The sequence below is a fragment of the Paracoccus angustae genome, from assembly GCF_042648745.1.
In the GTDB taxonomy this organism is placed as follows: Bacteria; Pseudomonadota; Alphaproteobacteria; order Rhodobacterales; family Rhodobacteraceae; genus Paracoccus; species Paracoccus angustae.
Map to the genome: position 1 here is coordinate 87,464 of NZ_JBHRXY010000009.1, position 26,275 is coordinate 113,738.

Below are 26,275 nucleotides of genomic sequence, written 5' to 3' on the forward strand. Positions count from 1 at the left end.
TCGACAAAATGGCGGCAGCGGATCAGCTTTCCGTGATCTGTTGCCGTCAGGACAGGGCGGCCAGGCAGCCCTGCAAGGCCGCCATGTCGTCGCGGATCATGAAGACCGGCGTGTTTTCAGGGATATGGCGCATGAACGGCTCGGCCAGAAAGCCGGTCTCGAAGCGGTCCATGCGGTCGGCGATGCTGCGGGCCACGCTGCCCGCCAGGAACAGCCCCTCCAGGGGCATGAAGCGCAGCGCCAGCTCCCGGCACAAAAGCCCCACCAGTTCGGTGAACAGCTCGTAGGTCGCCTCGGCCGCCGGTTCGCCCGCGTCCGAGGCGCGGTCGATCTGCTCGCCGGGCACGGGGGGCGTGCCGGTCAGCGCGGCGTGCAGGCGGGACAGGCCCCGCCCGGCAAAGGCTTCCTCGGTCGAGGTGAAGCCGCGGGCGGCATCGGGGCCGACGGCATCCAGCAGGCGCCCGTGGATGTTGGCGGGCAGGTGGGTATGGCCTTCCTCGGCCTCCATCGCGGTGATGGCGCCGCCGGGCAGGCTGCGCACGGCGCAGACGTTGAAGCCGGTGCCCAGGTTCACCACCAGGGCCTGCCCGTTGCGCGCCCTGTCCGGGGGTGCCCGGCGCAGAACCGCCACCCCGTCGCCGCCCAGGGCCGGGGTGGCGTAGCCGAGCGCGGTCAGGTCGTTGATCAGCCGGACATGGTCGGCATCGGTCAGACGGGCCAGCCGGTCCTGGTCGAAATCCCAGTCCCGGTTGGTCAGCCGCGCCCGCCCGCCGCTGACCGGGCCCGCCACCGCGACGCAAACGGCATGGATGCGCGGCTGGTCCTGCTGCCGGAGGAATTGGCGGACCACGTCGTCGAAGCTGGCATGGTCGTCGCCGCGGAACCGCGTCACCGTTTGCGGGTCGATGCTGCCGTTGCGCGCGATGGCCAGGCGGGCGTTGGTGCCCCCCACATCGCCCAGAAGTATCGCCATTCCCGGTCCGTCCTTCCTGCCGCCCTGGTCCCTTGTCTCGCGACAGAATTGCCCGGTTTTCCCGGGCGGCGCAACGCCGCGTCGCGCCCAGAAGGGGAACCCCGGGCCGCCATTGCGTGTTTTTCCCCGGCAAGCACCGGATGAAAGGCCGCAACCATGACCCGCATCGCCAACCGCATCGCCTGCCTGGGAATGGCCGGCAGCGTCATGGCCGCGATGGCCATGCCCGCCGTTTCGGCGACCCGCCCCGATCAGCCCGTACAGGCCTGGCCCGCGATGGCCGGCGTCGACACCGCCACGCTGCTGGAACGGGCGCAGGATCTGCCCACCTCGGACATGGCGGTCGGGGACCAGCCCTATTGCGCCGACGACGCCGAGATCCAACAAACCTTGCGCCACGACTTCAACGAGGCCCCCGTGCCCGGCGACGGCCATGCCGCGACCGAGCTTTGGGCCTCGCGGCAGATGGGCACCTGGACGCTGGTCGCCCCGCGCCGGGACGACACGAGCTGCATCATCGCGTCCGGCATCGGCTATGACGCCGCGCGCGACGTGGACGTTTATTACCAGACGGCGGGACTGCGGTAAGGCGGGGCGTCTTTCGATCCGTCCAAACTGCCGGGGCTCGAAGGCCCCCCAGCGCCCGCCCGCCGGCGCCCGCCCCGGACGGGCCGCCGCGCCGCAGTCCCTGCCGGATGCCGGTCAGCCTTCAGGCCACGCGGCGCAGGAAGGCGCGGGTGCGTTCGTCCCGCGGGTCGCCGAAGATCTGCGCGGGCGGCCCTTGCTCCACGATCCGCCCGCCTTCCATGAAGACGATCCGGTCGGCGATCTCGCGTGCGAACTGCATCTCGTGGGTGACGATCAGCATGGTCTGACGGCCGTCCGCGATGCTTCGGATCAAATCCAGCACCTCGCCCACCCATTCGGGATCCAGCGCGCTGGTCGGCTCGTCGAACAGCAGCAGGTCCGCGTCCAGCGCCATGGCCCGGCCGATGCCGACCCGCTGCTGCTGGCCGCCCGACAGGGCCGCCGGATAGCTGTCCCCGCGGTCCGCCAGCCCGATCTGGGCCAGGATCTCGTTGGCGCGTTCCGTGGCCCTGGCCTTGGACCAGCCGCGCACGGTGGTCAGTCCCTCCATGATGTTCTGCCGCGCGGTCTTGTTGGCGAACAGCGCATAGTTCTGGAACACGAATCCCGTCCGCCGCCGCAGCGCCAGAATCTGCGCGCGCGTGGCATGGGCCGCATCCACCGACAGATCGCCCAGCGTGATCCGCCCCGCATCGGGCCGGTCCAGCCAGTTGAGGCAGCGCAGCAGCGTCGATTTGCCCGTCCCCGAGGGGCCGATGATCGCCACCCGCTCGCCCGGCCGCAGGCACAGGTCGATGCCGTCCAGAACCGTGGCGGTCCCGAAACGCTTGACCAGGCCCGCGATGTCGATCTCGCATTTCATCGCGCCACCGCCCTTCCCAGATGGCGTTCCATCCAGCGTTGACCGACGGACAGGATCTCGACCAGAATCCAGTAGATCACGGCGACAACCAGAAAGGCTTCCAGATACAGGAAACTGCCCGCGGCTTCCTTTTGCGCCGCGCCCATCATCTCGGTCACGCCCAGGGTGAAGGCCAGCGAGGTGCTTTTGATCAGGTCGATGAAATAGTTCATCAGCGTGGGCGCGGCCACGCGGGCCGCCTGCGGCAGCACGATCCGCCGCAAAAGCTGGCCCTGGGTCATGCCGATGCTTTGCGCGGCTTCCCACTGGCTGCGGTCCACGCCCAGGATCGCGCCGCGGATGCTTTCGGCCATGTAGGCCGAGAAATGCAGCGTCAGCCCGATCACCGCCGCCGTGATCCCGTCGATGGTGGTCAAGGCCGGAACCAGTTGCGGCAGCCCGTAATAAAACAGGAACAGCTGCACCAGAAGCGGCGTGCCGCGAAAAAAGCTGATGAACACCGCCACCGCCTGATCCAGCCCCGGGACGCGCAGCACGCGCACGATGGCAAGCACCGCGGCCAGCACCAGCGCCGCCGCCATCGCGACCAGCGCCATCCCGAGCGTCAGGGGCACATAGCCCAGGATGACCGGCACCAGATCCCCCATATAGGCGGTGTCGAGCGGCCTCATTCAGCGGCGGCCAGGGGCTTGGTCACATCGGCGTCCAGCCATTTCCGCGAGATCTCGGCCAGCTTGCCGTTCTCTTTCAGTTGCGTGATCGCGGCATCGACCTTGTCGCGCAGCGCCAGCCCCGCCTCGTCCTTGCGGAAGGGCAGGGCGTTGCGGATCTCGCTGAAGGGCTGGCCCGCCAGCGCCAGCGGCAGGGGGCTTTCCTTGATCACCTGGGCCGAGGACACGCGGTCCATCACAAAGGCATCGACCCGGCCAAGCGCGGTGTCCTGCTCGATGTTGGATTCATAGGTGCGGATGTCGATTTCGGACGCATAGGGCAGGGCGCGCAGCAGTTCCTCGAAATTCGAGCCGAGGTTCACGGCGACCGACTTGCCCTTGAGGCTTTCGGGACCGGTGATCGTCTGTTCGTTGCCCTTTTTCACCACGACCTGCGCCCCGTCATAGACATAAGGCTGGGTAAAGGCGAACTTCGCCTCGCGTTCGGGGGTGATGGTGATCTGGTTGTCGACCGTGTCGATGCGGCCCGATTCCAGCGCCCCGATCAGCCCGGAAAAGGACATGGTGACGAATTCGATGTCGTCGCCGGTGATGTCGCCGATGGCGTTCATCAGATCCACCTCGAAGCCCTGCAATTCGTCGCCGCGCGTAAAGGTGAAGGGGAAATAGCCGCCGGACATGCCCACCCGGATCGTGTCCGCCGCGGCGGGCAGAACGGCGGTCAGGGCGAAGGCGACGGACAGGATGGTGCTGCGCATGGGGAAATCTCCTTGGTGATCATGGCTTGGATGCGCCGTGCATCCGGTCCGGGACGGCAGATGCCGGAAAACGGCCAAGGCGGAACAATGTTCCGCGCGCGGGCCGGACCGATCACGCGATTGCTCCCTTGGCGTTCGGGGACCGCTGTGCCACAAATCCCCAAGGCAACGGTATCCCGAAAGGTCTCAGGCATGTTCCGCTTCGCTGCAACCTCGGCCCTGGCGCTTGGCATCGCCGCGCCGGCCCTGGCCGACGTCACCCCGGCCCAGGTCTGGGAGAACCTGCAAGAAAACTATGCCGATTTCGGCTACCAGGTGACCGGCCAGGTCGAGGATGGGGGCGGCACGCTGACCGTTCGGGACGCGGTCTTCTCGATGAAGAACGAAGGCGGCGCGACCACCTTCACCATTCCGCGGCTGACCTTTCAGGAAACCGGCGACGCCAGGGTCCGCATGGTCATCGAGGGCGACATGGCGCTGGACAGCACCTTCCTGGTTCCCGCCCCGCCCGAGGATGCGCCCGCCGACGACCCTGCCGACAACCCTGCCGACAACCCCGCCGACGGGACGCAAGCGGCCCCCGCCGCGCCCGAGATGGTCGAGATGACCACGACCGGCACCCTCAAGGTTCCCGGCAACGAAACGGTCGTTTCGGGCACGCCCGAGGACATGCTTTACGAATTCTCCTATCCCACCATGGCCTTCGACCTGACCATGCCGGCGGACCCGGAAACCGGCGCGACCGTGCCCGTGACCGGAACGCTGACCGATGTCACCGGCACGCAGCGCCAGGGCGCGGCGGCCGAAGGGTCCGAAACCAGCTTCGACGCCAAGGCGTCCGAGGCGACGGTGCAGATCGCCGCCGACGCCCCCGCCGGGGCCGAGGACGCTGGGAACGGCAAACTGAACCTCCAGGTCAGGCTGACGGACCTGACCAGCACCGGCACCGCCAGGATGCCGGCCCAAAGCTTCGACCTGGGCACCCAGATGGCCCAGGCCCTGGCTGCGGGGCTGGATTTCCAGGGCGATTTCGGCTTCGGGGCGATGGACATCGGCTTCGACTTCGCGGGCAGGAACGACGCGGGCGAGGATGAGACCGGCAGCGGCACGGTGGCGCTCGGGGCGGGGAACGCCTCCTTGCGGATGTCGGCGGACGGCCTCGGCTACAAGGGCGATGTCGCCGAGACCCGGGCCGAGATGACGGCCAGCAGCCTGCCCTTTCCGGTCAGCTATGCGGCCGACCGCACCCGCTTCGACCTGCTGATCCCGGTCAGCAAGGCGGATGCGGCGCAGCCCTTCAAATTCGCCTATGCGCTGGAAGGGCTGACCTTCGCGGACGCGATCTGGGATCTGTTCGACCCCGGCAGGCAGCTGCCCCGCGACCCGGCCAGTCTGACGGTCGATCTGTCGGGCGACGCGGTGGTGGCCGAGAACCTGCTGGACCCGGCCATCGGGCAGCCGGGCGGCCCGACCCCGCCGGATGCGCCCTTCACCCCGCGAACGCTGACCGTCAACACGGTGGCGCTGGATGCGGTGGGCGCCAAGGCCGAGATCACCGGCGCGCTGGAATTCGGCGACAACCCGAACGAGCCCGTGGGCAAGCTGAACGGCACCTTCGAGGGCGTGAACGGGCTGATGGACAAGCTGGTCGCCATGAACCTTGTCCCCGAGGAGCAGATGATGGGCATGCGCATGATGCTGGCGATGTTTGCCAAGCCGGATGAGGCCAACCCCGACCGCCTGACCTCCGAGATCGAGTTCCGCGAAGGCGGCCGGATCTTCGCGAACGGCCAGCAGGTCAAGTAAGGGCCTGGTCACGGGCTTGGGCCGGGGCGCATGTCCCGGCCTTTTCCGTTTGCGGCCCGCCTTGATGCGCCGCACAACAGGGAAACGAGTTGGTTGAAGGAGAAGCGATGTCACCCGTGGATTTGCAGGGCTTGACCGAATCGCTGGTCGATGCGGCCCGGCGGGCGGGGGCCGACCAGGCAGACGCCCTGGCCATGAGCGGCCAGTCCACCAGCATCGACATGCGCGGCGGCGTGCTGGAACACGCCGACCGCGCCGAGGGGGTGGAAATCGGGTTGCGCGTGCTGATCGGCGGGCGGCAGGCCAGCGTCTCGGCATCCGACCACAGCCCCGCCACGATCGCCGCCATGGCCGAACGCGCCGTGGCGATGGCGCGCGAGGCGCCGGTCGACGACACGCTGGGGCTTGCCGATCCCGACCAGCTGGCCCGCCGGCGCGATGCCGAAGGGTTGCAGATCGCCGACGACCGGCCCGACCCTTCGCCCGATCAGTTGCAGGATCTGGCGCTGCGGGCCGAGGCGGCGGCGCGCGACGTGCCGGGCATTTCCCAGGTGGAATCCGCCAATGCCTCTTTCAGCCGCCGCTTTCTGTGGCTTGCGGCCTCGAACGGGTTTTCGGGCGGCTACGGGCGCACGACCCATGCGGTTTCCGCCGTCGCCATCACCGGCGAAGGCCTGGGGATGGAGCGCGATCATGCGGGGGAAGCGCGGGTCTGGGCCGAGGATCTGCCCGCGCCCGAGGAGATCGGCCGCCTTGCCGCCGAACGGACGCTGGCGCGGGCAGGATCGCGCAAGCCGCCGACCGGGGCCTTTCCGATCCTTTATGACAGGCGCGTGTCGTCCTCGCTGATCGGGCACCTGCTATCGGCGGTCAACGGCGCTGCGGTGGCGCGCGGCGCAAGCTGGCTGCGCAAGGATCTTGGCCAGCCGGTGCTGCCCGAAGGCTTCGACCTTCTCGAGGATCCGCTGCGCCCGCGCTATCCCTCGTCCCGCCCCTTCGATGCCGAGGGTCTGGCGACCCGTCCCCGCAAGATCGTGGAAGGCGGCGTGTTGCAGGGCTGGACGCTGGATCTGGCGACCGCGCGCAAGCTGGGGATGGACAGCACGGCCTCGGCCGCGCGGGGCATGTCCTCCGCGCCCTCGCCCACGAACAGCAACGTGATCCTGACGCCGGGAACCGCCGCCCCCGACGAGTTGATCGCGCGGATGGGCACGGGGCTGGTCGTCACCTCGATGCTGGGGGCTTCCATCAACGCAACCACGGGAGATTATTCGCGCGGCGCGGCCGGGTTCTGGGTCGAGGATGGCAGGATCGCCTATCCCGTCAACGAATGCACCATCGCGGGCAACCTGCGCGACATGCTGATGACGCTGGCTGCCGCCAACGACGCCCTGCCCTGGCGCGCCATCGAGGTGCCCAGCCTTCTGGTCGGGGGAATGACCGTTGCCGGGGCCTGACGCGGATCTGGCGCTGCTGGTGCGGGCCGCGCAGGCCGCCGGGCCGATCGCGCTGTCCTTCTGGCGCGCGCAGCCCAAGGCCTGGGACAAGCCCGACGGCGCGGGCCCCGTGACCGAGGCCGATCTGGCCGTCAACGACGCCTTGCAGGATCTGCTGCGGGGCGCGCGCCCCGATTACGGCTGGCTGTCCGAGGAAAGCGAGGCCGATGCGTCCCGCCTGGATGCGCAGCGGTGCTTTATCATCGACCCCATCGACGGCACCCGCGCCTTTATCGCCGGCCAGCAGGGTTTCGCCCATTCCCTGGCGATCGCCGAGGGCGACCGGATCATCGCCGCCGCCGTGCATCTGCCCGCCATGGACCTGACCTTCACCGCCCATGCCGATGGCCCCGCGCTGCTGAACGGCAAGCCGATCCGCCCCAGCGACCGCGGGTTGGCCGACGCGCGCGTGCTGACCTACAAATCCGCGACCGAGCCCGAGCATTGGAAGAACGGCCGGACGCCGCCCTTCCGGCGCGAGTTCCGCCCCTCGCTGGCCTGGCGGCTGTGCCTGGTGGCCGAAGGGCGCTTCGACGCCGCCCTGTCGGTGCGCAGCGTATGGGAATGGGACATCGCCGCGGGCAGCCTGATCGCGGAACGGGCAGGGGCGCGGGCCACCACGCGGCGTGGCCAGCCGATGCGCTTCAACAGTCCCCGCGCCATGGTGGACGGAATGATCGTCGCTGGGCCGCGCCTGCATGGGGAAATGCTGGCCGGGATGGTGTAGGCTCGGGCGCTTGCACGCACCCCGCGGCGCGATTTCGTGATAAGGTGGGGCCATTCTTCGGCAAACGGGCATTTCCGATGGCGCGAAAAGACATCAGCATCGCCAATTTCAACCTGCTGAACCTCAACCTGCCTGGCTGGCCGATCTACGACGACGAAGGCTGGACCGCCGAGCAATACGCGGCGAAGATCGCCTTTTCCGAACGCGTCCTGGACGACATCGACGCCGACATCATCGGCTTTCAGGAATGCTGGAACGCCGAGGCCCTGGCGGAGGTCTTCGACCGTCCCGCCCTGCGCGGCCGCTATGACCTTGTTGCCCGCACCACCGATCCGCCCGGCATCCAGGTCGCCCTGGCGCTGCGCAAGGGGATGTTGCAGGACGAGCCGGAATGGATCGAGGATCTGCCCCCCGACGCCCGCTTCATCGACCTGGAGGAGGCGCGCGACGCCAGGGAGGCGGTCAGCGTCACGATCCGCCGGTTTTCCCGCCCGCTGCTGCGCGTTCTGGTGAACAAGGCCCCCGGCACGCCCGACATCACCGTTTTCGTGGCCCATCTGAAATCCAAGGGGCCGACCGCGCTGCGGCGCGACGACGCCAATCCGGTGCTGCGCCGGCACAGGTTCATCGCCCAGACCGTGGTGTCCCATGTCCGCCGCATGGTCGAGGCCGGGGCCTTTCGCGCCATTCTGGACGACGAGATGCGCCGGAACGACAAGCCGGTGGTGGTGCTGGGCGACCTGAACGACGCGACCACATCCGTTTCGACCGAGCTGCTGACGGGCAACCCGGGCTATCGCTTCTTTGCCAAAAGCACGGCGGGCAGCAAGTCCGACCGGGGCCTCTACACGGTCGAAAAGCTGCAACAGCTGCGGTCGTTCCGCCACGTTTATTACACCTATATCCACCAGAACCAGATGGAGTCGCTGGACCACATCATGGTGTCGGATTCCTTTTACGACCATTCGGCGATCCGCCGGTGGTCCTTCCGCGAAATGCGGGTGCTGAACGACCACCTGACCGCGACCGAGGCCGAGCGCAAGCGGCGCGGCTACAACGACCATGGCATCATCGCCGCCCGCTTCGACTGGAACCCGATGGCCGAAGAGGTCGAGAAGATCCTGGCCGAAGGGCCGGTTGCCTGAGGCACCCGCGCCCGAGCCGCATTCGCCGCGGCTGCCATGTTCACCCATGCCGCCGGGCCTTGAAGGACGGGCCGGCCTGCGCCCCGCCGCCGCCGAGCGCCGGTTTCGCATGGTCGCGGGCACCGTTCGCCATCGAAACCGTCGGGGGCGGGGAAACGCATCCGTTTCCTGACCCCGCCCGTGCAGGCAATCAAGCAGGCCGGACGCCCCGCGCCGCCCTAGATCAGCCCCGACCGGGTCACCCCCAGCAACCCGCCCTGGCGCAGGGTCGCCACGGGATAGCTGTCGCTGCGCATCGCCTCCAGCGAGAAGCCCGGCTCGACCTTCTTCAGCGCATGCAGGGCCGCCTGGGCGCCCGCCTCGTCCCGGCGGCGGTATCGCAGCGCGGCCAGGAAGCGCAGCGAGGGGCGGTTTTCCGGGGCGAACTGCTGGACGGCGTTGAAACGCTGTTCTGCCTCGTCGAAGCGGCCAAGGCGGGTCAGGGCGATGCCCATGCGCAACTGCCAGGTGGCGGGGTTCAGAACAGACAGCGCCTCGGCCAGGCCCGTCTGCGCCTCGCGATGCGCTTCCTTGTGGCGGCCCAGATCGGTCAGGGCCTGGGAATAGGCATAGCGCGACAGGGGATTGCGGGCGTCCATCTGGACCGCCTGCTGGGCCAGCCAGAAGCTGACCTGGCCGTGGTTCATGTAGCCTTCCACCACCGATCCCACGGCCAGGGCGGTGGCGCTGTAGGGATCGGCCTCGCGGGCCTTGGCGGCGAATTCATGCGCTTCCTGGATGCTGTCCTGCGGGTCGGGCACCAGGCGTTCGAAGACCTGCGTGGTGCGCACCCAGGCCCTCAGGGCCATGGTCAGGGACGCGTTGACGCCGTTGTCCATGTCCGCCAGGGACTGTTCGGCGCGATGAAGCCGCGCCTGGTTGAAGCTGAACACATCCGCAAAGGACACGCCAAGGGCGGCGTCCACGGTGCGCAGGGCTTCCAGCACGCGCATGACGCCCACGCAGACCTGCGCCGTGCAGTCGTTCATGGATGCGGTCGGGCTGGCCGCGTCCAGCACGAACTTGTGCGACCAGAACAGGCGGCCGCTGGGCCGATGGCCCAGCTTGACCAGAACGTGAATCTGCTGGCCCAGGCGGTTGGCCATGGCGGACAGGACAATGGCCGATTGTCCCGGATCGGCCCGGTCGGGCATGGCGACCATCGGCACCAGGTCGCAGACCCGGCCCGCGGCCTCGCCCATCACCATGGCCGCTATCACGCCGGCCTCCATGTCGCTCGCCACCGGCTCGGTTGTCAGCAGAACCGGCAGCACCGCGGGCTCGGGGGCGCCAGGCGTCACGGCCTGCTCGGCATGCATCCGCGCATCGCGCAGCCAGTCCTCGAATTCGGGGTCGGGGATGTCCAGGTCGGCGGCGAATTCGGGCATCTGCCCGTCCGGACCGGGACGCGCGGTCATGTCCAGCCGGACAACCGCGCCGTCCAGCCCCACCCATCCCGGCCCGCTGACCAGCGCGCCGCGGAAATCCGCCAGGCCCATGCGGATCTCGCGCAGAACCTGGCGCAGACTGGCATTGGCGTTTTCGGGTTCGCGCGTGCTGAACAGCAGATCCTGCAAGCGGGCACGCAGCACCCGCATGGCCACAGCGCTGCCCATCACCGCCAGGGCGCCGCGCGCCCGCATCCCGCGCGGCGTCAACCGCAGGTTTCCCGGCCCGGTCAGTTCGACAGGCCCCATAAGGCGAAGCGTCAGCGACTGCATCAAAACAAAGCTATAGGCGAAATCCGAACTCGTTGTTACGCTTTCCCCGGCGGCAAAGATACAGTGTTTTCGATTCCCCCGGTCAACGAGGTCGGACAATGTCCCTGCAACACGGCCAGCATGGTCAGCACGGCCAGGGTGCAGTCGGGCCGGACGCTTCCTCCGCCGAGGGCATGATGGCCGCCGCCCTGATGCGGACCCGCGACGCCATTGTCGGCACCGAGACGATCGCCCCCCAGGCCGGCCAGGACGCGACGCTGGAGGCCGCCGACCGGCTGCGGCGGATGGAGCCTCCGTTCCGGCGCGCCGTTCTGATGTCCGAACTGCTGGAGGACATCTCCTTCAAGATCGAGGAATATCCCCAGAAGCGCGCCGCCGCCCGGGCGGTCACGGTGCTGCGGCGGGGCGGCGCCGCTGCTGCGGACCCCCTCCCCCTGGCCCGGATCATCCGCCCCGAGGTCGCGGATTTCGGCCATGCCGCGCCCCTGGTCGCGGCTTACGCCGAACTGCGCGCCGACCGCCTGGCCGAGATCCTGGTCCAGAAAGAACGCCTGATCCCCTTCGTTTCCGCCATCCTGCCCGTCACCCCCTTCCGCGCGCCCGCCGTGGTCGAGATGCTGGAAACCGGCCTGGACATCGTGACGCCGGTGGTGATGCGGGCCAAGATCGCGCTTGGCTGCCCGCGCCCTTCGCAGTTCAGCCCCCTTGTCCAGCCGATGATCGCGGAACCCGGCCATCCGACCCTGCCCAGCGGCCATGCCACGCAGATGTTCACGCTGGCGGCCATGCTGTCGCGGCTGACGGACCCGGGCGCCGCCATTGCCGCCGACAGCCAGCTTTACCGCCTGGCCTGCCGGATCGCGATCAACCGCACGGTGGCGGGCGTGCATTTCCCCGCCGACAGCGCGGCGGGCGCGGTGCTGGGCATCCAGCTGGGGCGCTATCTGATGGCGCGGGGGCAGGGCGGCACGGTCGGGTCGGCCAGCTTCGACGGCACGGCCTTCCGCGACGGGAACCAGCCGCGCGACTTTCATTACGGCGTGCTGGACCGGATGGTGAGGGGCGGCGATCCCTCGGCCGGCTTTCCCGACGATGCGGCGGCGGTGCGTCCCGCCCCCTTGTGGCAATCGCTGTGCCAGCGCGCGGCCCGGGAATGGCAGACGCGATGGAGCTGACATCCGGTCCCGGCGAAGACGACCCCCCGCGCTGGTCCGAGCCCCGGGCTGCCTATGACCGGTTCCGCCCCGGCCTGTCGCCTTACCTGCATTACTTCCACGACCTGCGCGCCGGCCGGAACCAGGTTCCCGCGCAGGACGGCCACGGCCCGGCCGACGGCGCCGAACTGCCCGGGCAGCTTGAACAGGCGCTGCGCGACCTGATCGAGCAGAGCTTCCGATGATGGCCCTTGCCAACAGGATCGTCACGGCCTTCGAGGATTTCCTGGAGGATCCGGCGGGCGTCCTGTCGGGCGATGCGGCCAACCCGGATCACCGGATGGCGGGCGACGGCGACCTGGCCGATCCGGCGCTGGCCTATCTGCCGGACGGGGCGCTGCCCGAACCCGGCAAGGGCTGCATCATCGGCGTCATCGACGACGCGATTCCCTTTGTCCACCAGCGGTTCACCCTTGCGGGCGGTCTCAGCCGCATGGCCGCCGTGTGGATGCAGGATGCGCGGTTCCGGCCCGGGACGGGCACCGACCTGCCATCCGGCGCGGAATGGCGCGGAGCCGAACTGTCGGAGCTGCTGGCCAGGGCCGCCAGCGGCAGCCTGCCGGGCGAGGATGCGATCTACCGCCTGACCGGCGCGGTGGATCTGACCCGCCCCGGCCCGCCCTCGGGCGCGTTCGAGGCGGGGCATGGCGCGGCGGTGGCCCCCCTGGCCGCAGGCTTCGACCCGGGCGATCCGCGGGCCCGCGACCATCCGGTGATCGCCGTCTGCCTGCCGCCGCGGATCATCGCCGATTCCACGGGCGTCCTGGCACCTGTTCCGATCCTGACGGGAATGCTGTTCATCATCCACCGCGCCCGGCGCTTGTGCCGCTTCATCGAGGCGCGGCGCGGCCAGCCGCGCGGCTCGGTCCGGCTGCCGGTGGTCGTTAACCTCAGCCTGGGGCTGACAGCGGGGCCGCGCGACGGGTCAAGCCTGCTGGAACGGTTCATGGATGCGGTCTCGGCCGTCCAAGCCCCGGATCTGGGCCCCGTGCATTTCGTGCTGCCCATGGGCAATCATCGCCAGGGCCGATTGCGCGCCCGCTTGCGGGCGGGCCAGCAGATCGGTTGGCGCCTGCCCCCCGACGACACCACCATCAACGCCATCGAGATCTGGGGGCCGCCCTATGCGCATCCCCCCCGGGGGGCGTTGCAGGTGACGCTGACCCCGCCGGGCCATCCGCCCGCGACCACCGCCTTTACGCTGCCCTGGCAGTTTTCCGTTCTGTCCGACGCAAAGGGAACGCCCCTGGCGCGCGCCTATTACACGCCGCATCTGCTGCCCGACGGCCGCTGGCGCGACGGCATCGCCGTGATCGCCACGCCGACCTGCCCCGAAAGGCTGGGCGAGCCCTTCGCCCCGCCCGGCGAATGGCGGGTCGGGATCGCCGGCAGCACCGATCCCGGCGCAAGCTATGACGTCATGGCGCAGCGCGACGAGGTGATCCGCGGCTTTCGCCGGGGCGCGCGGCAAAGCTGGTTTCACGACCCCGCCTATCGCAGCCACGACGAGGCGGGCTTTCCGATCCTGACGGATGCGCGGAACGGCGGCGATCCGCTGGTGATCCGCAAGGGCACGGTCAACAGCTATGCCACCGGCAGCAGGACGCTGCGGGCGGGGGCGATCTATCTGCGCACCGAACGGGACGCGGCCTATGGGGCGCTGCTGGAGGACGGGCAGCCGGGCGATTGCCTGGCCCCGGTGGACCGCAGCGTCAATGCCGGGACGATGATCGTGCGCGGCCGCGACAGCGGCAGCTTCGCGCTGGCGTCGGGCACCTCGCTTGCGGCGCCGCAGCTGGCGCGCTGGCTGGCAGGGCAATTGTCGCAGGGCGCGGTGCTGGACGGCCGGCAGGCGGTCCGGGACAAGGCCCGGCAGGACCAGCAGCCGTCCAGACCCCCCGATCAGCCGCCCATTCTGCCCTTTGCCGGGCCTTTCGGCGAGTTCTAGCGGCGCCGATCGCCTTTCTTGCGAAAACCGCCCCCGGATTCACGCCCGTTTCACGGCTTTGAGCGATGATGATTCCATTGCAAGCGATCATTGGTCGCACGGGATGACGGCTTGCGAAAGACAGCAAGGGGGAAGACGCACATGCCGGGTGACTCAGTTCCGAATTTCAGCAACGTGATTGCCGCGCTTCAGCTTCTGGGCGGTGGACCGGGGGGTGTGCAGAATATGCCGGTTCACGACATGCAGCAGGATCTGCTGGCGGCAATATCCGGGCGATCAGGGGGCGATGTTCCTCTCGCTGATCCCGACCGTCCGACCTGGGCCGCTTTCCGGCGGCTCGAGCAGGAAAACCGGCTTCTTGTCGATCATGTCGAGATGCTGGCCTGCGCCCTGGGTGCCTGCCCCAATTGCTGGGGCAACATCGAGGATTGCGAAGACTGCGGAGGCATCGGCCATCCCGGTGCCTTCGCCCCCGATCGCCGCTGTTTCGACCATTACGTCCTGCCGGTCATCGTCCGCGTGATGGGACGGGCCGGCGCCTGCGACGATCCCGTGTCCCGCCCCGGCCATTTCCGGGACCGGGACGAAGACCCGCCAAGTCCCCCCGCGTAACCAGTGCTTGTTGTGCCTGCGGGTGTTTGGCGGATGGCTTTCAGCCATCCGCCATTCCCTTGCGTTCAGAACAGCGGATCCAGCGCAAAGGGATCGGCGGGCGCCGTGGTGGCGATGGTGCGGCCGGGCCCCGACAGCGTGGCGATCTGCCGCGCCAGAAGGGCGATGGCCCGGGACGCCGCCGCGGCGGATGCCGCAGGCCCCGTGCCCCCCAGCGGCACGGCGATGTCGAAGCTGCGGGCGTGGTTCGCGCCCCCGCTGCCCTCGTCGGACACGAAATAACGGCCCGACAGCCGATAGGTGCCGTTGGCCTGGGCCAGGGCCTTTTCCACCCGCACCTCCAGCCGGCGCCGGGGGGGTTCGGCCAGGGGCCAGGGCTCGCCGATCACGGTCGCGCCCGAGGCGTCGGAAATCGCGCGCGCCAGCGCAAGGGTGAAGGCGCGCTGCGGGTTGTCGGCCCACAGGTTGTCGGGGGTGGAGCGGACCGCGCCGTCTTCGGTCTGAAAGGCGACCTCCTGTCCCGAGGCGTATTCGGGCAGGGACACGTCCTTCAGTTCCGCGCTGCCCAGGCGGTCGGGCACCTGTTCGCCCGCCGGCGGGTCGATCAGGAAGCGCGCGGTGTTTTCCGGGTCGGAACAGGCGGACAGCCCCAGAAGGCCAAGGCAGGCAAGGGCAAGGGGCAGGCTGTGGGTCATGTCATCGTCCCAGAATGAAGGCGCGGGGGTTGCGTTCGATCAGCCGCGCCAGCGATCCGAAGGCCTCGGTCGCGCGGCGCAGCTCGCGCAGCATGTTGACCGCCTCGGTGTTGAAGGCCGAGCGGTCGCCGTAGGAGGCCAGGACCGAATCCGCCCGCGCGGCCGTGGCTTCCAGCCGTCCGATCAATTGCGGCAGGCGCTGGACGGATTGGGCCACCTGATCGGCGGCGGTGCTGGCGCTGTCCAGCGCGTCGTTCAGGCTGCCCACCGCGCCGCCGTCGCGCAGGTCATTGAGCAGGCCAGACGCCGCCTCCAGGGTGTCGGACAGGTTTCCGGGCAGCTGTTCGGCATCCTCGCTGCCCAGCATGGCGCGCAGGTCGGCCAGGATCCCTTCGGCCTGGGCGCTGATCTCGGCAAAGCCGAACTCCTCGACCGCGGCGGCGGCGGCGTCGATGCTGTCCACCATCTCGGGCGCGTCGGCGGCGGCCAGCTTGACCGCTTCCGCGGCGGCGGCGGCCTCGTCGATCAGGCGGGCCAGGTTCGCGGCGGTGTCCGCCTCGCGCAGCTCTCGCGCCATGCCGCCGATGTCGGTGGCCGCGCCCTTGGCCTGGTCCAGCGTCTGGCGCAGGCTTTCGGGAATGGCGCGCGTGTCCTCGGAACTGGCAAGGGCGGTGATGCTGTTCATCATGTCGGTGGCCGACCGCAGCACCTCCTCCAGCGGCAGGTTGCCGATGCGCGACAGGAAGCCCTGGGCGCTGGCGGTGAAATCCTCGAGATCCCCCGGGACCGAGGGAATGACGGGGTTCGGTTCGGCGCTTGTGTCGATGGCGGCGGGCGCGGCGTCGGGAATGTCGACCAGCTCGACCATCAGCGAGGTGCCGAGGAATCCGGCGCTGGCGACCCGCGCGCGCAGGCCGTCGGCCACGGCCTCTTGCAGGAAGGCCAGGGCTTCTTCGGGCGTGGCGTCGTCGGCCAGCCCCAGCCGGAAGGGCGAGATCGCCATGGTCACGACCTGACGGATCCTGTCCGTGCCGTCGTCCACCGCGACCGCCAGGTCGGTGACCTGGCCCACGCGCAGGCCCTGGAACTGCACGTCGGCGCCCTTTTCCAGCCCCCGCAGGGAATCGTCGATCAGCATGGCGATGCGCAGGGGTTCGGCATTGTCGCTGGCCAGGATGTCGTTGCGGGCCGTGTCCTCGTCGGGTTGCAGGGCGAAGACATGGCCCGGCTGGACCGGCTGGCCGCCGCTGACCAGGGTGTCGAAGGCGACGCCCCCTTGCAGGACCGAGGACAGCGAGTTCACGTTCAAAGACACGCCCGAGGCGCCCAGCGACAGCGAAAAGCCCGAGGTGTCCCAGAAAACCGTCGCGGTGGTCAGCCGCTTGTCGTGGGGCGCCTCGACAAAGGCGTCGGCGATGACCTGATCCTCGGACGCGGACAAGCGCAGGTTTTCCATGCGCCCGACCTGCACCCCGCGATACAGGACCGGCGCGCCCTCGCTGATGCCGTCGGCATTCTCCATCGCCAGCGTGACCCAGGTGCCGGGCGTGTCGCTGCGCACCAGGGGCGGGCGTTCCTGGCCCACGAAGCGGTCCTGGGGGGCCGAAACCGCGGCGTCCCAATAGCCTTCGATGAACGAGCCGGTCAGCACCGTGTCCAGCCGCGTCACCCCCTGGGCCGTGACCTGCGGGCGGACGATCCAAAAGGCCGCGTCGCTGTCGATATAGGGGGCCACGTCCTTGTCCACGCGGATCTCGACCACCACGCGCGCCAGATCCGGGGTGAAGCTGACGGATTCGACCTGGCCCACGGTGATCTCGCGAAAGCGCAGGGCGGTTTCGCCGGGCGTCACGCCGGTCGCGTCGGCGAATTCGACCCTGATGGTCTTGCCCCGGTCCGCATAGGCGTTCCAGGCGATCGCCAGCGTCACGATCAGGGCGATGATCGGCACCAGCCAGATCACGTTGATCCCGGCCAGGGCGGCGCGCGCGGCCGTTTTCCGCGCGGGACTTGCCGGTCTCAAGGGCGGCGGCTGGTCGGTCATCGGTGTCTTTATTCCTGCCCCGTGTCGTCCGTCCGGCTTCGCAGCGGCAATCCGCGCCAGATCAGTCTTGGATCAAAGCTTTGCGCGGAAAGCATGGTGAAGGCAACAGACAGCGCAAAGGACACGGCCGCAGGGCCGGGATGGATGGAGGCGACGAAACCCAGCTGCACCAGGGCCGACAGGATCGCCACCACGAACACGTCGATCATCGACCAGCGGCCGATGAATTCGACCACCTCGTAGATTTTCAGGCGCAGATGGGCCTGCTCGACCGTCGCGGGCCGGCCGGCGACCCGCGCCAGCCAGGCGATGGACAGGAACTTGGCGATCGGCACGATCACCGAGGCGACAAAGACGATGATGGCGATGTCGTAATTGCCGTAATGGACCAGCTCGACCACGCCTTCCAGGATGGTTGCCTCGGTGCTGCCCTGCAACCCGGCAAAGGTCTGGGTCCGCATCATCGGGAACAGGTTGGCGGGAACATACATGATCAGGCCCGCCAGCCACCAGGCCCAGACCTTTTGCAGCCCGCGCCGGTCGGGCGGCACCAGATCCGCGCCGCAGCGGTTGCAGGTTTCCTGATCCTGGGGCCAGACGCGGCCGCAGGACCGGCAGCCCAGCAGACCCGCGCGATGCGCCGTCAGGATCGGGGCGTCGGCGGCGTCCCCGTTCATGGCGCGCGGTTCCCGGCCATCTCGTGGCCGTCGGTGCGCAGGCCCGCGTCCTCGATGGCGTCCCAGATGGTTGTCTGGCACATGAACCCGCGCGAGGCGAGATTGACCAGGATCAGGGCGCAGAAGGCCCAGAATGCGGGGCCCAGATGAACGGTCGCAAGCCCCGCCACCTTGACCAGGGCGACCGCGGTGCCGATCACGAAGATCTCGGCCATCGACCAAGGGCGCAGTTCCTCGGACCAGCGGAAGGCGCGCGCGGCGTGGCGATAAGGCGCGCGGCCCTGGGCCAGGGGCGCCAGCGTGTAGACCAGCAGAAAGGACCGCAGCACCGGCAGGCCGACGATCATCGCCATCACCGCCAGCACCAGGGGCAGCAGCACCCCGTCGGCGAAGGCCATCGCCACCCCGAACAGCGAGGTCGCATTGCCAAACCCCATGCGCGAGATTTCCAGGAACGGAAAGAAGATCGCCCCCATCATCAGCACCATCGAGGTGAAGGCCAGCGCGATCAGCTGGCTGAAGGCCCCGCCGCGGGGCTTGGCCAGCACGCCGCCGCAGCGGACGCAGCACAAGGTGTCGCCGGGTTCCAGGTCTTCCTCGACATGCAGGGCATCGCAGCGCGGACAGGCCATCAGCCCCCGGCCGGTCGTCAGATCGAAGCTGCCCTGCGAATCCATGCCCTGCAAGATAGGGACCGGACCCGTCCGTGCAAGCGGCATCGTGACGGCGCAAGGGGCGATCCGCTTAATGCCGCGCCCCCGGCCGCGCCGCCGATGTCAGAACCACGTTGCGCGCCTCGGCCAGGGTCTTGGCTTGGTCGATGGCGAAATGCAGGCGCAGAACGAAGCTGTTCCCCTCGATCCCCGAGGTGGCCTCACCCTCGAGCTGGGTCGCGAAGGCCTCGATCAGCTGGCTGCCGAGGCCGGTCCCCTCGGACTGGCGGGAATCCTGGCCGACGGAATTGGCGACCTCCAGCACCGCCTTGCCGGGGGCGGTGGTCGCCAGGTCCACCCTCACCCACGGCGCGTCCTCGCCCGGCGCGGTGCCCGCGTATTTCAGCGCGTTGGTGAAGGCCTCGGTCGCCAGCAGCGACAACGGCACCGCCTGGTCGGGCAGCAGGATCAGGGTTTCGATGTTGGTGTCGATGCGCAGGTGGCTGCCGGGTTCGACCGAGGCACTGACCATCTGGTTGATGATGTCGCAGATCAGGCGCCCGGCCTCGACCGCGTCCAGGTGCTCGGCCTGGTAAAGGTTGCGGTAGATCGTCGCCAGGGCGGCCACGCGGTCCTGGACCGAGCGCAGCACGCGCTTGGCGTCGGGATCGTCGATCACCCGGCTTTGCATGTTGATGATGGACGCGATCAGTTGCAGGTTGTTCTTGACCCGGTGATGGACCTCTTTCAGCAGCACGGTCTTTTCGGCGACGGCCTCCTCCATCGCTTCCTCGTCGCGGATCAGGATGCGGGCCATGTTGTGGAAGGTCTGGCTGACATCGCAGATCTCGGTGGGCGCGTCGGTCAGCACGGGGGGCGGTTCCGTGCGGTTGCCGATGGCGAAACGGCGCATCTGGCCGCGCAGAACGGTGATGTGGCGCAGGACCATGCGGAACACCGCGAAATAGGCCACGGCCAGCGACACCAGCCACAAGGCCATGGGGATCGTCACCGCCCCGAAGCGCGACAACTGGAACAGCCCGACGCCCGCCGTCTTGGGCGACCAGCTGCCAAGCGCATAAACAAGCCCCGGTATGGCGGGCACAACGGTGAACATGCGCATCTGGCCGTTGCCGGCGCGGGCGCGGAAGGTCGTCTCGGTCCGCGACAGCAGGCTGACCAGCTCGACATTCTGGGGCAGGATGTCCGCGACGCTGGTCTGGGCATCGGTGTCCGATGTCAGGATCTCGCCCTGCTGGTTGAAGGTGACGATCCGCGCCCCCTCGCTGCCGAAGCTGATGTCGTGGGTGGAGCGCAGCAATTCGTTGGTCAGCGACAGGCCGATATAGCCCAGCATCTGGCTGTCGCGATACAGCGGCTGCATGACCAGCACCACCGGGCGGCGGCTGACCGTGCCCCGGTCGATGGCGGTGACGCGGATGCCCGGCTGGGAGATGAACGTCCTGAAACCCTCGGACCGGCTCAGATCCAGCGGCCCACCCTGGCTTGCCGAATTGCAGGTGCTTACCCCGTCCAGCGGCACGAAGCCCGCAAACACATAGGTGGCGCTGCGTTCGATGAAGTTGCGCATCAGGTCCGAACAGGCCTGCGGGCGGTTCATCGCCTCGAGCACGGCGGGGCCAAGGGCGTCCGCCGAGCCGAGCGCGCTTTGCAAAAGCGCCCGTTCCCCCGCCGCGGTCGAGGCGGTGCGGCCCAGAAGCGCGATCTCGACCCCGCGCTCGGCTTCGGCCACCAGGTTGAAGTTCTGGATCAGCGAGATCAGCCCCAAAGGCAGGATGGCCACAGACAGCAGCGCGCCCAGCCGGAAACCCAGCTTGCGGGTGAAATCCAGACGGTCGCTGATCCGCCGGAACACCGGCGGTTCCTAGCGGGCGATGGTGTGGCTGGACGCCATCACGGCCAGAGTCGCCTGATCGGTCATGTCCAGTTCCTCACCGCTTTCCAGATGCAGCAGTTCCGCCAGCTTGCGGCGCCCGCGATTGGCCCGCGACTTGACGGTGCCGATGGCGACCCCGGTCATGTCGGCCGCTTCCTCGTAGGAAAAGCCGGATGCGCCCACCAGGATCAGCGCCTCGCGCTGTTCGTCGGGCAGCTGGGCAAAGGCCACGCGGAAATCCTTCATCGCCAGCCGCCCGTCATGTTCGGGGCGCGTCGCCTGGCGGGCGGCATGGATGCCGTCGCTGTCGCTGACCTCGCGCTTGGTCTTGCGGCGGGCGGAATAGAAGGTGTTGCGCAGAATGGTGAACAGCCAGGCGCGCAGGTTGGTGCCGGCCTGGAACTTGTCCATGTTGGTCCAGGCCTTGACGATGGTGTCCTGGACCAGGTCGTCGGCGGATGCCCCTTCGCGCGTCAGGGACAGGGCAAAGGCGCGCAGCGCCGGCAGATGGTCCACCAACTGGTCGCGCGGATCCGTTGTCGCGGATTTCTTCATTCTCTCACCGTCCACCGTCGCGTCGTCGCGTTTGCAAGGATATCACTTCTGCTCGCGCAGCTGGTCGAGAAGCGCCAGGAAACGATCGGGAATCTGCTCGGTCACGTCCTGTTCATAGACGCGGCGCAGATTCTCGTCGATCTGCTTCTCGACTGCCGCCTTGCGACGATCATCTCGCTTCGATGTCATTACTTTGTTAGTCCCGGAAATCTTGTGCGCACGTTGTCCAACCTGTAGGGGTTGGGATAGGTTCCGCGCAATATGCGAAATGCGAAGGATGAGAGATATGTCGTCAGCCGATCTGGCCCAATCCATCGGGCGCGAGCTGCCCTATCTGCGGCGCTATGCGCGTGCGCTGACCGGCAGCCAGCGCGCCGGTGACAACTATGCCGCCGCCACCCTGGAAGCCATCCTGTCGGACCGTTCGATCCTGCAAGAAGAAGACGACACCCGGATCGGGCTGTTCCGCACCTTTCACGCGATCTGGCAAAGCTCCGGCCAGCCGGTCGATGAAACCGACCGCACCGCGCGCGAAACGCGCGCCCAGGACCACCTGCGGGGCCTGACCGCCAATTCGCGCGAAGCCCTGCTGCTGCGCACGATCGAGGAACTGCGCTTCGACCAGATCGGGCGCGTGATGCAGATCGACGCGACCGAGGCCGAGGAACTGGTGGGCATCGCCTTGTCCGAGATGAGCGCGTCGCTGCGCGGCAAGGTCATGGTGATCGAGGACGAGATGATCATCGCCATGGACCTGAAGGGCATCGTCCAGGCCATGGGCCACGAGGTGACGGGCGTGGCCCGCACCCATTCCGCAGCCATCGAACTGGCGGGCCAGTCCCGCCCGGACCTGATCCTGGCCGACATCCAGCTGGCCGACGGATCGTCCGGCATCGACGCCGTGAACGAGCTTCTGCGCGATCTGGGCGACATCCCGGTGATCTTCATCACCGCCTTCCCCGAACGGCTGCTGACCGGCGAACGGCCCGAACCGGCCTTCCTGATCTCGAAGCCCTACAACGAGGAACAGGTCCGCTCGGCCGTCAGCCAGGCGATGTTCTTTTCCTCGACCGAGGGGCTGGACGCGGCCTGAGGCCGCTTTCGCGGACCCGAGGGGCGGCGGGTCATTCCGCCGCCTTTTTGATGCCTTCCACCAGCGAGGCGCGGGCCTCGCGCGCGGCGCGGACCCGGCGGCGGCGGGCGATCTCGACATTGATGAGCGCGCCCAGCAGAACGGAAAAGCCTGCCAGATAGAACCACATCAGCAGCGCGACAACCGTGCCGATGGACCCGTAGATCCGGTTGTAGCTGTTGAAGCTGCTGAGATAGGCGGAAAAGGCCACCGAGGCCACGGCCCACAGGACGGCGGCAAAAAAGGCGCCCCAGGTGAAGACCGGCGTGCGCGGGGTCTTCACGTTCGGGCCATAGCGATACAGGATGCCGATCCCCAGGATCACCAGCAGGAACATCGCCCCCCAGGGCAGCCCGGCCACCGCCCAGGCCCGCACCTGGGCGAAGACCTCGAAGTTCAGCAGGATCGGCACAAGAACGATTGTCGCAAGCCCCGCCAGCGAAATGCCCACGATGGCCAGGGTCAGCGCATAGGCCAGCACGAAGCCGAAAACCGTCGAATGGGACCGCACGCCATAGGCGGCATTCAGGCCGCCGACCACCGCCTCGACCCCCGCGCGCGCGGCGATGGTCGCGACCATGAAGGACACGAAGGAGGTCCAGCCGACCGAGGTGCGCCCGGCCGAGGTCAGCGACATCACCTGCGCGTCGATCAGGTCGCCCGCGCCCTCGGGCAGGAATTCATGCGCCACGTCCAGATAGGTCATGATCACGGTCGGATCGAACCACAGGCTCCACAACGCGATAATGGCGGCAAGGCCCGGAAAGACCGCGAACATGGCATAAAAGGCCACGCCCGCGGCGATCAGGCCCATGTGGATCTTGTCCATGCGTTCAAAGATCGCCGCCACAAAGGACCAGATCTCGCGCAGCAGGGTCAGCATCGGCACCTTCGCCCTTGTGGTCGGACAGCCCTTATGGCGTCACCGGCAGCCGCGACTGTCAACCTGTATAGCGCGCCCAGACCGCCGTTTCCCCCAGCTTAGCCACGAATTCGGCATGGGCCGCGGCCTCGGCCTCGGTCAGGCGCGGGGCCAGGGGATGGGGACGGGCGGCGCGGGGGCCGCTGCCGGCGCCTTGCGGGCCGGCGGCCGGGCCGCGGCCGGGCTGGTCCAGCACCAGATCCGGCTGGCGGCCGCCGATCAGTTCCAGATAGACCTCGGCCAGAAGCTCGCTGTCCAGAAGCGCGCCGTGCAGCTGCCGGTTGGAGTTGTCGATGCCGAAGCGGCGGCACAGCGCGTCCAGCGTGGCCGGAGAGCCGGGAAACTTCTCGCGCGCGAGCGCCAGGGTGTCCAGGGCGCGGGACCACGGCAGGGGGGGACGGCCCAGCCGGCGCAGTTCGGCGTTCAGGAACTTCATGTCGAAGCTGGCATTGTGGATCACCAGCCGGGCGTCGTCGCCGATGAAATCGACAAAGCCCTGAACGATGTCCGCGAATTTCGGCTTGTCGCGCAGGAAGTCGTCGCCCAGGCCATGCACCTCGAAGGCTTCCTTGGGCATGGGGCGTTCGGGATTGACATAGACGTGAAAGGTCCGGCCGGTGGGCAGGTGGTTCACAAGCTCGATCCCGCCGATCTCGACGATGCGGTCGTCCTTGTCCGCGTCAAAGCCGGTGGTTTCGGTGTCCATCACGATTTCACGCAAGGGTGGCAATCTCCTTCACGATGCGGTTCACGGCCCGGCGGGCGGCGTCCAGGCTGTCCGTCGGGATGATCCAGTCCGCCCGGGCCCGTTTCTCGGCGTCGGGCATCTGCCGCGACAGGATCAGGTCCAGCAGGTCTTCCGTCATGCCCGGCCGCGCAAGAACCCGACGGCGCTGCGTATCCGCATCCGCCGAGACAACCGCCACGCCGTCCATCTGCGCCCCATAGCCGTTTTCGTAAAGCAGCGGAATATCCAGAACAACAAGGGGCGCATCGGCATGAAGCGCCACGAAACCATCGCGGTCGGCGGCGACAATGGGATGCACGATGGCCGACAAACGGTCCAGAGCCGCAGGATCGCCGGCAATCGCGGCCTTCAGCGCGCCGCGGTCGATGCCGCCGTCCCGCAGCGCCGCCGGAAAGGCCGCGGCCACCGGCCCGACCGCCGCGCCGCCGGGCGCGTAAAGGCGGTGAACCGCCTGGTCCGCATCCCAGACCGGATGGCCCGCGTCGCGGAACATCTGCGCGGTTGTGGACTTGCCCATGCCGATGCTGCCGGTCAGGCCCAGGCGGAAGGTCATTCCAGCACGGCCCGGCGCAAGGCGTCGTCCACTTCGGGGCGGCGGTCGAACCAGCGTTCGAACCCGGGCGCGGCCTGGTGCAGCAGCATACCCAGGCCATCCACCACGCGGCAGCCGCGCGCCTGCGCGTCCAGCAGGAAGGACGTCATCAGCGGCGTGTAAACCAGATCGGTGACAAGGGCGCCGGGCGACAGCGCGTCCAGGGGCAGGCGAAGGGGCTGCTTGCCCTCCATCCCCAGAGAGGTGGCGTTCACCACCGTGGCCGCGCCGTCCAGCATGTTGCCCGCCTGCGCCCAGTCGTAAACCACCAGCCGCGCGCCGAATTCCGCCTTGATCTGTTCCGAGCGGATGCGGGTGCGATTGGTGATGCGCAGTTCCTTGACCCCGCTGTCCAGAAGCGAGGCGACCACGGCCCGCGCCGCGCCCCCCGCGCCGATCACGGCGGCGGGCCCCGCATCGGGCTGCCAGTCGGGGGCGTTCTGGCGCAGGTTGGCGATAAAGCCATAGCCGTCGGTGTTGTCGGCATGGATCTTGCCGTCGGGGCGGAAGATCAGCGTGTTCGCCGCCCCGATCAGCGCCGCGCGGTCGGTCACGGCATCGGCCAGGGTCAGCACGGCCTCCTTGTGCGGAATGGTGACGTTGACGCCGACAAATCCCAGGCGGGGCAGGGCGCGCAGCGCCTCGGCCAGGTGTTCGGGCATCACGGGCATGGGGATGTAGTGGCCGGCGATGCCGTAGCGCCGCAGCCAATGTCCATGCAGCCGCGGCGAGCGGGAATGCGCGATCGGCATGCCGATGACCCCGGCAAGCGGAACATGGGCGGGGCGGCTTGGCTGGTCGTCGGTCATCGTCACGTCCTTGGCTTTGGCCCGCAGACTAGGGCGGCAGGGCGGCAAGAAAAAGCAGTCTTTTGCGACAATTAAGCCGACCTGGTCCGGTGTGGATAAGATCCGGGGGGAATCGGGTCGAATCATGGGGGCAGCAGAGGCTGCCGGAAAACCCCGCAAGAACGGACCCCGGAACCTCCACCGAACGCCTGCGTTCAGCCCACACGTGGACAAAACAAAGGCTTCGAAAGCCCGAGCTGTGGAGAACCCGGCGGCAGGCTGGCCGTCCACGCATTTATCCACATGCCATTCCTCTGTTATCGAAGAAATTTTTTGCCCTTCGGGCCATTCGTCCCGATCTTATCCACAAGGCCGGGATCGGTGGGCGGTTCCGGGGATTTCTTCTTTATCCTTTTGTCCACAGGGCCTACAGCAACATCATCCTTTATTCTTCTCTTTTTATTTAAGAAGGATGCCGATGACGGACTGGCTGGCGCCGATCTATCCTTATGCCAAGGCGTTCCATGTCATGGCGGTGATTTCCTGGATGGCCGGGCTGTTCTATCTGCCCAGGCTGTTTGTTTATCACGCCGAACGCGGGGGGGCGCCCGAGCCCTCGGGCAGCTTCGCCGTGATGGAGGAAAAGCTGCTGCGGCTGATCATGACCCCGGCCATGATCGCGACCTGGATCAGCGGGCTGTCCCTGGTGCTGACGCCCGGCATCGTGGACTGGTCGATGATCTGGCCCTGGACCAAGGCTGCCTGCGTGCTGGCGATGACCTGGTTCCACATGTGGTGCGCAGGCCAGCGGCGCCTTCTGCTGGCCGGAGGGGGCCATCCCGGACGGCGCTATCGCATGATGAACGAGGTGCCGACGCTGCTGATGGCGGGGATCGTCCTGTCGGTGATCGTCAAGTTCTGAGGGGCGGTCGTTGACTCGGGGACCGCCGGCGCTTATGTCGGCGGCAAGCCCGGCCGTCCGGCGCGGGGATTCCCGATTCACATCCTGAAC

At 68.3% G+C, this 26,275-nt stretch carries 27 protein-coding genes; 11 read left to right on the forward strand and 16 right to left on the reverse strand.

Going from position 1 to position 26,275, the window contains the following annotated elements; all coding sequences use genetic code 11:
- Positions 1 to 46 precede the first annotated feature (46 nt).
- Entirely contained in the window at positions 47 to 973 is a 927-nt protein-coding gene (locus ACFOM8_RS12630) for a glucokinase (RefSeq protein WP_377761839.1), read from the reverse strand.
- Positions 974 to 1,129: 156 nt separating this feature from the next.
- On the opposite strand from ACFOM8_RS12630, the gene ACFOM8_RS12635 reads away from it, so the two are divergent.
- Positions 1,130 to 1,561, forward strand: a complete 432-nt coding sequence (locus ACFOM8_RS12635; RefSeq protein ID WP_377761841.1) for a hypothetical protein — start codon at positions 1,130 to 1,132, stop codon at positions 1,559 to 1,561.
- Positions 1,562 to 1,682: 121 nt separating this feature from the next.
- On the opposite strand, the gene ACFOM8_RS12640 is transcribed toward ACFOM8_RS12635, so the two are convergent.
- Genes ACFOM8_RS12640 through ACFOM8_RS12650 form a run of 3 tightly spaced genes read right to left on the reverse strand, consistent with a single transcriptional unit; the run spans position 1,683 to position 3,852 of the window.
- On the reverse strand, positions 1,683 to 2,423 hold the full coding sequence (locus ACFOM8_RS12640) for an amino acid ABC transporter ATP-binding protein (protein ID WP_377761843.1): 741 nt from the start codon (positions 2,421 to 2,423) through the stop codon (positions 1,683 to 1,685).
- Positions 2,420 to 3,094, reverse strand: coding sequence for an amino acid ABC transporter permease (locus tag ACFOM8_RS12645; protein WP_377761845.1), 675 nt, complete (start codon positions 3,092 to 3,094; stop codon positions 2,420 to 2,422). The genes ACFOM8_RS12640 and ACFOM8_RS12645 overlap by 4 nt, the downstream gene beginning before the upstream one ends.
- Entirely contained in the window at positions 3,091 to 3,852 is a 762-nt protein-coding gene (locus tag ACFOM8_RS12650; protein ID WP_377761847.1) for an amino acid ABC transporter substrate-binding protein, read from the reverse strand. The genes ACFOM8_RS12645 and ACFOM8_RS12650 overlap by 4 nt, the downstream gene beginning before the upstream one ends.
- Before the next feature lie 192 nt (positions 3,853 to 4,044).
- Here ACFOM8_RS12650 and ACFOM8_RS12655 point away from each other — a divergent pair, with 192 nt between their 5' ends.
- The 4 genes from ACFOM8_RS12655 (at position 4,045) to ACFOM8_RS12670 (ending at position 9,026) form a co-directional block, all read left to right on the forward strand.
- Positions 4,045 to 5,658 carry a hypothetical protein gene (locus ACFOM8_RS12655; protein ID WP_377761849.1) on the forward strand — a complete coding sequence of 538 codons (1,614 nt, stop codon included), beginning with the start codon at positions 4,045 to 4,047 and terminating at the stop codon, positions 5,656 to 5,658.
- 107 nt (positions 5,659 to 5,765) lie between these two features.
- Positions 5,766 to 7,115 carry a TldD/PmbA family protein gene (locus tag ACFOM8_RS12660; RefSeq protein WP_377761851.1) on the forward strand — a complete coding sequence of 450 codons (1,350 nt, stop codon included), beginning with the start codon at positions 5,766 to 5,768 and terminating at the stop codon, positions 7,113 to 7,115.
- Positions 7,102 to 7,881: an inositol monophosphatase family protein gene (locus ACFOM8_RS12665; RefSeq protein WP_377761853.1), complete on the forward strand. Its 780-nt coding sequence runs from the start codon at positions 7,102 to 7,104 to the stop codon at positions 7,879 to 7,881. The genes ACFOM8_RS12660 and ACFOM8_RS12665 overlap by 14 nt, the downstream gene beginning before the upstream one ends.
- A gap of 77 nt (positions 7,882 to 7,958) precedes the next feature.
- Positions 7,959 to 9,026, forward strand: coding sequence for an endonuclease/exonuclease/phosphatase family protein (locus ACFOM8_RS12670; RefSeq protein ID WP_377761855.1), 1,068 nt, complete (start codon positions 7,959 to 7,961; stop codon positions 9,024 to 9,026).
- Positions 9,027 to 9,244: 218 nt separating this feature from the next.
- Here the strand turns inward: ACFOM8_RS12670 and ACFOM8_RS12675 are convergent, their stop codons facing one another.
- The gene (locus ACFOM8_RS12675; RefSeq protein ID WP_377761857.1) at positions 9,245 to 10,786 is read right to left on the reverse strand and encodes an SARP family transcriptional regulator; all 1,542 of its coding nucleotides are present in this window, start codon (positions 10,784 to 10,786) and stop codon (positions 9,245 to 9,247) included.
- Between the two features lie 98 nt (positions 10,787 to 10,884).
- Between ACFOM8_RS12675 and ACFOM8_RS12680 the strand changes: the two genes are divergently transcribed.
- From ACFOM8_RS12680 to ACFOM8_RS12695, 4 genes are all read left to right on the forward strand, one after another.
- Positions 10,885 to 11,961: a phosphatase PAP2 family protein gene (locus ACFOM8_RS12680; RefSeq protein ID WP_377761859.1), complete on the forward strand. Its 1,077-nt coding sequence runs from the start codon at positions 10,885 to 10,887 to the stop codon at positions 11,959 to 11,961.
- Positions 11,940 to 12,185 (forward strand): hypothetical protein, encoded by a 246-nt coding sequence (locus ACFOM8_RS12685; protein WP_377761861.1) that lies wholly within the window; start codon positions 11,940 to 11,942, stop codon positions 12,183 to 12,185. Before ACFOM8_RS12680 ends, ACFOM8_RS12685 begins: the two co-directional genes overlap by 22 nt.
- On the forward strand, positions 12,182 to 13,948 hold the full coding sequence (locus ACFOM8_RS12690) for a hypothetical protein (protein WP_377761863.1): 1,767 nt from the start codon (positions 12,182 to 12,184) through the stop codon (positions 13,946 to 13,948). The genes ACFOM8_RS12685 and ACFOM8_RS12690 overlap by 4 nt, the downstream gene beginning before the upstream one ends.
- A 141-nt stretch (positions 13,949 to 14,089) precedes the next feature.
- The gene (locus ACFOM8_RS12695) at positions 14,090 to 14,560 is read left to right on the forward strand and encodes a hypothetical protein (protein ID WP_377761865.1); all 471 of its coding nucleotides are present in this window, start codon (positions 14,090 to 14,092) and stop codon (positions 14,558 to 14,560) included.
- Between the two features lie 65 nt (positions 14,561 to 14,625).
- Here the strand turns inward: ACFOM8_RS12695 and ACFOM8_RS12700 are convergent, their stop codons facing one another.
- The 7 genes from ACFOM8_RS12700 to ACFOM8_RS12730 all read right to left on the reverse strand — a co-directional run bounded on the left by ACFOM8_RS12700 (position 14,626) and on the right by ACFOM8_RS12730 (position 21,270).
- On the reverse strand, positions 14,626 to 15,255 hold the full coding sequence (locus ACFOM8_RS12700; RefSeq protein WP_377761867.1) for a PqiC family protein: 630 nt from the start codon (positions 15,253 to 15,255) through the stop codon (positions 14,626 to 14,628).
- Between the two features lies 1 nt (position 15,256).
- Complete coding sequence (locus ACFOM8_RS12705; protein ID WP_377761869.1) at positions 15,257 to 17,299, reverse strand: PqiB family protein; 2,043 nt, start codon at positions 17,297 to 17,299, stop codon at positions 15,257 to 15,259.
- Between the two features lie 8 nt (positions 17,300 to 17,307).
- Positions 17,308 to 17,976 carry a paraquat-inducible protein A gene (locus tag ACFOM8_RS12710; RefSeq protein ID WP_377761870.1) on the reverse strand — a complete coding sequence of 223 codons (669 nt, stop codon included), beginning with the start codon at positions 17,974 to 17,976 and terminating at the stop codon, positions 17,308 to 17,310.
- Complete coding sequence (locus ACFOM8_RS12715) at positions 17,973 to 18,653, reverse strand: paraquat-inducible protein A (RefSeq protein ID WP_377761872.1); 681 nt, start codon at positions 18,651 to 18,653, stop codon at positions 17,973 to 17,975. Before ACFOM8_RS12715 ends, ACFOM8_RS12710 begins: the two co-directional genes overlap by 4 nt.
- A gap of 67 nt (positions 18,654 to 18,720) precedes the next feature.
- On the reverse strand, positions 18,721 to 20,505 hold the full coding sequence (locus ACFOM8_RS12720; RefSeq protein WP_377761874.1) for a sensor histidine kinase: 1,785 nt from the start codon (positions 20,503 to 20,505) through the stop codon (positions 18,721 to 18,723).
- A 9-nt stretch (positions 20,506 to 20,514) separates the two neighbouring features.
- Positions 20,515 to 21,081, reverse strand: a complete 567-nt coding sequence (locus tag ACFOM8_RS12725) for an RNA polymerase sigma factor (RefSeq protein WP_377761876.1) — start codon at positions 21,079 to 21,081, stop codon at positions 20,515 to 20,517.
- Positions 21,082 to 21,123: 42 nt separating this feature from the next.
- Entirely contained in the window at positions 21,124 to 21,270 is a 147-nt protein-coding gene (locus ACFOM8_RS12730; RefSeq protein ID WP_154764828.1) for a NepR family anti-sigma factor, read from the reverse strand.
- A 97-nt stretch (positions 21,271 to 21,367) separates the two neighbouring features.
- Between ACFOM8_RS12730 and ACFOM8_RS12735 the strand changes: the two genes are divergently transcribed.
- Positions 21,368 to 22,174, forward strand: a complete 807-nt coding sequence (locus ACFOM8_RS12735) for a response regulator (protein ID WP_377761878.1) — start codon at positions 21,368 to 21,370, stop codon at positions 22,172 to 22,174.
- Positions 22,175 to 22,205: 31 nt separating this feature from the next.
- Here the strand turns inward: ACFOM8_RS12735 and ACFOM8_RS12740 are convergent, their stop codons facing one another.
- Genes ACFOM8_RS12740 through ACFOM8_RS12755 form a run of 4 tightly spaced genes read right to left on the reverse strand, consistent with a single transcriptional unit; the run spans position 22,206 to position 25,284 of the window.
- The gene (locus ACFOM8_RS12740; protein WP_377761880.1) at positions 22,206 to 23,096 is read right to left on the reverse strand and encodes a YihY/virulence factor BrkB family protein; all 891 of its coding nucleotides are present in this window, start codon (positions 23,094 to 23,096) and stop codon (positions 22,206 to 22,208) included.
- 58 nt (positions 23,097 to 23,154) lie between these two features.
- Complete coding sequence (dnaQ, locus tag ACFOM8_RS12745; protein WP_377761882.1) at positions 23,155 to 23,856, reverse strand: DNA polymerase III subunit epsilon; 702 nt, start codon at positions 23,854 to 23,856, stop codon at positions 23,155 to 23,157.
- Entirely contained in the window at positions 23,849 to 24,436 is a 588-nt protein-coding gene (gene coaE / locus ACFOM8_RS12750) for a dephospho-CoA kinase (protein WP_377761884.1), read from the reverse strand. Before coaE ends, dnaQ begins: the two co-directional genes overlap by 8 nt.
- Entirely contained in the window at positions 24,433 to 25,284 is an 852-nt protein-coding gene (locus tag ACFOM8_RS12755) for a shikimate dehydrogenase (RefSeq protein ID WP_377761886.1), read from the reverse strand. The genes coaE and ACFOM8_RS12755 overlap by 4 nt, the downstream gene beginning before the upstream one ends.
- Positions 25,285 to 25,741: 457 nt before the next feature.
- Between ACFOM8_RS12755 and ACFOM8_RS12760 the strand changes: the two genes are divergently transcribed.
- Positions 25,742 to 26,185, forward strand: a complete 444-nt coding sequence (locus ACFOM8_RS12760; RefSeq protein ID WP_377761888.1) for a CopD family protein — start codon at positions 25,742 to 25,744, stop codon at positions 26,183 to 26,185.
- Positions 26,186 to 26,275 lie beyond the last annotated feature (90 nt).

Excerpts from the sequence above, each read along its gene's own strand:
- ACFOM8_RS12630 (WP_377761839.1), bottom strand. The coding sequence starts at position 973 with ATGGCGATACTTCTGGGCGATGTGGGGGGCACCAACGCCCGCCTGGCC.
- ACFOM8_RS12635 (WP_377761841.1), top strand. The coding sequence starts at position 1,130 with ATGACCCGCATCGCCAACCGCATCGCCTGCCTGGGAATGGCCGGCAGC.
- ACFOM8_RS12640 (WP_377761843.1), bottom strand. The coding sequence starts at position 2,423 with ATGAAATGCGAGATCGACATCGCGGGCCTGGTCAAGCGTTTCGGGACC.
- ACFOM8_RS12645 (WP_377761845.1), bottom strand. The coding sequence starts at position 3,094 with ATGAGGCCGCTCGACACCGCCTATATGGGGGATCTGGTGCCGGTCATC.
- ACFOM8_RS12650 (WP_377761847.1), bottom strand. The coding sequence starts at position 3,852 with ATGCGCAGCACCATCCTGTCCGTCGCCTTCGCCCTGACCGCCGTTCTG.
- ACFOM8_RS12655 (WP_377761849.1), top strand. The coding sequence starts at position 4,045 with ATGTTCCGCTTCGCTGCAACCTCGGCCCTGGCGCTTGGCATCGCCGCG.
- ACFOM8_RS12660 (WP_377761851.1), top strand. The coding sequence starts at position 5,766 with ATGTCACCCGTGGATTTGCAGGGCTTGACCGAATCGCTGGTCGATGCG.
- ACFOM8_RS12670 (WP_377761855.1), top strand. The coding sequence starts at position 7,959 with ATGGCGCGAAAAGACATCAGCATCGCCAATTTCAACCTGCTGAACCTC.
- ACFOM8_RS12675 (WP_377761857.1), bottom strand. The coding sequence starts at position 10,786 with ATGCAGTCGCTGACGCTTCGCCTTATGGGGCCTGTCGAACTGACCGGG.
- ACFOM8_RS12680 (WP_377761859.1), top strand. The coding sequence starts at position 10,885 with ATGTCCCTGCAACACGGCCAGCATGGTCAGCACGGCCAGGGTGCAGTC.
- ACFOM8_RS12685 (WP_377761861.1), top strand. The coding sequence starts at position 11,940 with ATGGCAGACGCGATGGAGCTGACATCCGGTCCCGGCGAAGACGACCCC.
- ACFOM8_RS12690 (WP_377761863.1), top strand. The coding sequence starts at position 12,182 with ATGATGGCCCTTGCCAACAGGATCGTCACGGCCTTCGAGGATTTCCTG.
- ACFOM8_RS12695 (WP_377761865.1), top strand. The coding sequence starts at position 14,090 with ATGCCGGGTGACTCAGTTCCGAATTTCAGCAACGTGATTGCCGCGCTT.
- ACFOM8_RS12700 (WP_377761867.1), bottom strand. The coding sequence starts at position 15,255 with ATGACCCACAGCCTGCCCCTTGCCCTTGCCTGCCTTGGCCTTCTGGGG.
- ACFOM8_RS12705 (WP_377761869.1), bottom strand. The coding sequence starts at position 17,299 with ATGACCGACCAGCCGCCGCCCTTGAGACCGGCAAGTCCCGCGCGGAAA.
- ACFOM8_RS12710 (WP_377761870.1), bottom strand. The coding sequence starts at position 17,976 with ATGAACGGGGACGCCGCCGACGCCCCGATCCTGACGGCGCATCGCGCG.
- ACFOM8_RS12715 (WP_377761872.1), bottom strand. The coding sequence starts at position 18,653 with ATGGATTCGCAGGGCAGCTTCGATCTGACGACCGGCCGGGGGCTGATG.
- ACFOM8_RS12725 (WP_377761876.1), bottom strand. The coding sequence starts at position 21,081 with ATGAAGAAATCCGCGACAACGGATCCGCGCGACCAGTTGGTGGACCAT.
- ACFOM8_RS12730 (WP_154764828.1), bottom strand. The coding sequence starts at position 21,270 with ATGACATCGAAGCGAGATGATCGTCGCAAGGCGGCAGTCGAGAAGCAG.
- ACFOM8_RS12735 (WP_377761878.1), top strand. The coding sequence starts at position 21,368 with ATGTCGTCAGCCGATCTGGCCCAATCCATCGGGCGCGAGCTGCCCTAT.
- ACFOM8_RS12740 (WP_377761880.1), bottom strand. The coding sequence starts at position 23,096 with ATGCTGACCCTGCTGCGCGAGATCTGGTCCTTTGTGGCGGCGATCTTT.
- coaE (WP_377761884.1), bottom strand. The coding sequence starts at position 24,436 with ATGACCTTCCGCCTGGGCCTGACCGGCAGCATCGGCATGGGCAAGTCC.
- ACFOM8_RS12755 (WP_377761886.1), bottom strand. The coding sequence starts at position 25,284 with ATGACCGACGACCAGCCAAGCCGCCCCGCCCATGTTCCGCTTGCCGGG.
- ACFOM8_RS12760 (WP_377761888.1), top strand. The coding sequence starts at position 25,742 with ATGACGGACTGGCTGGCGCCGATCTATCCTTATGCCAAGGCGTTCCAT.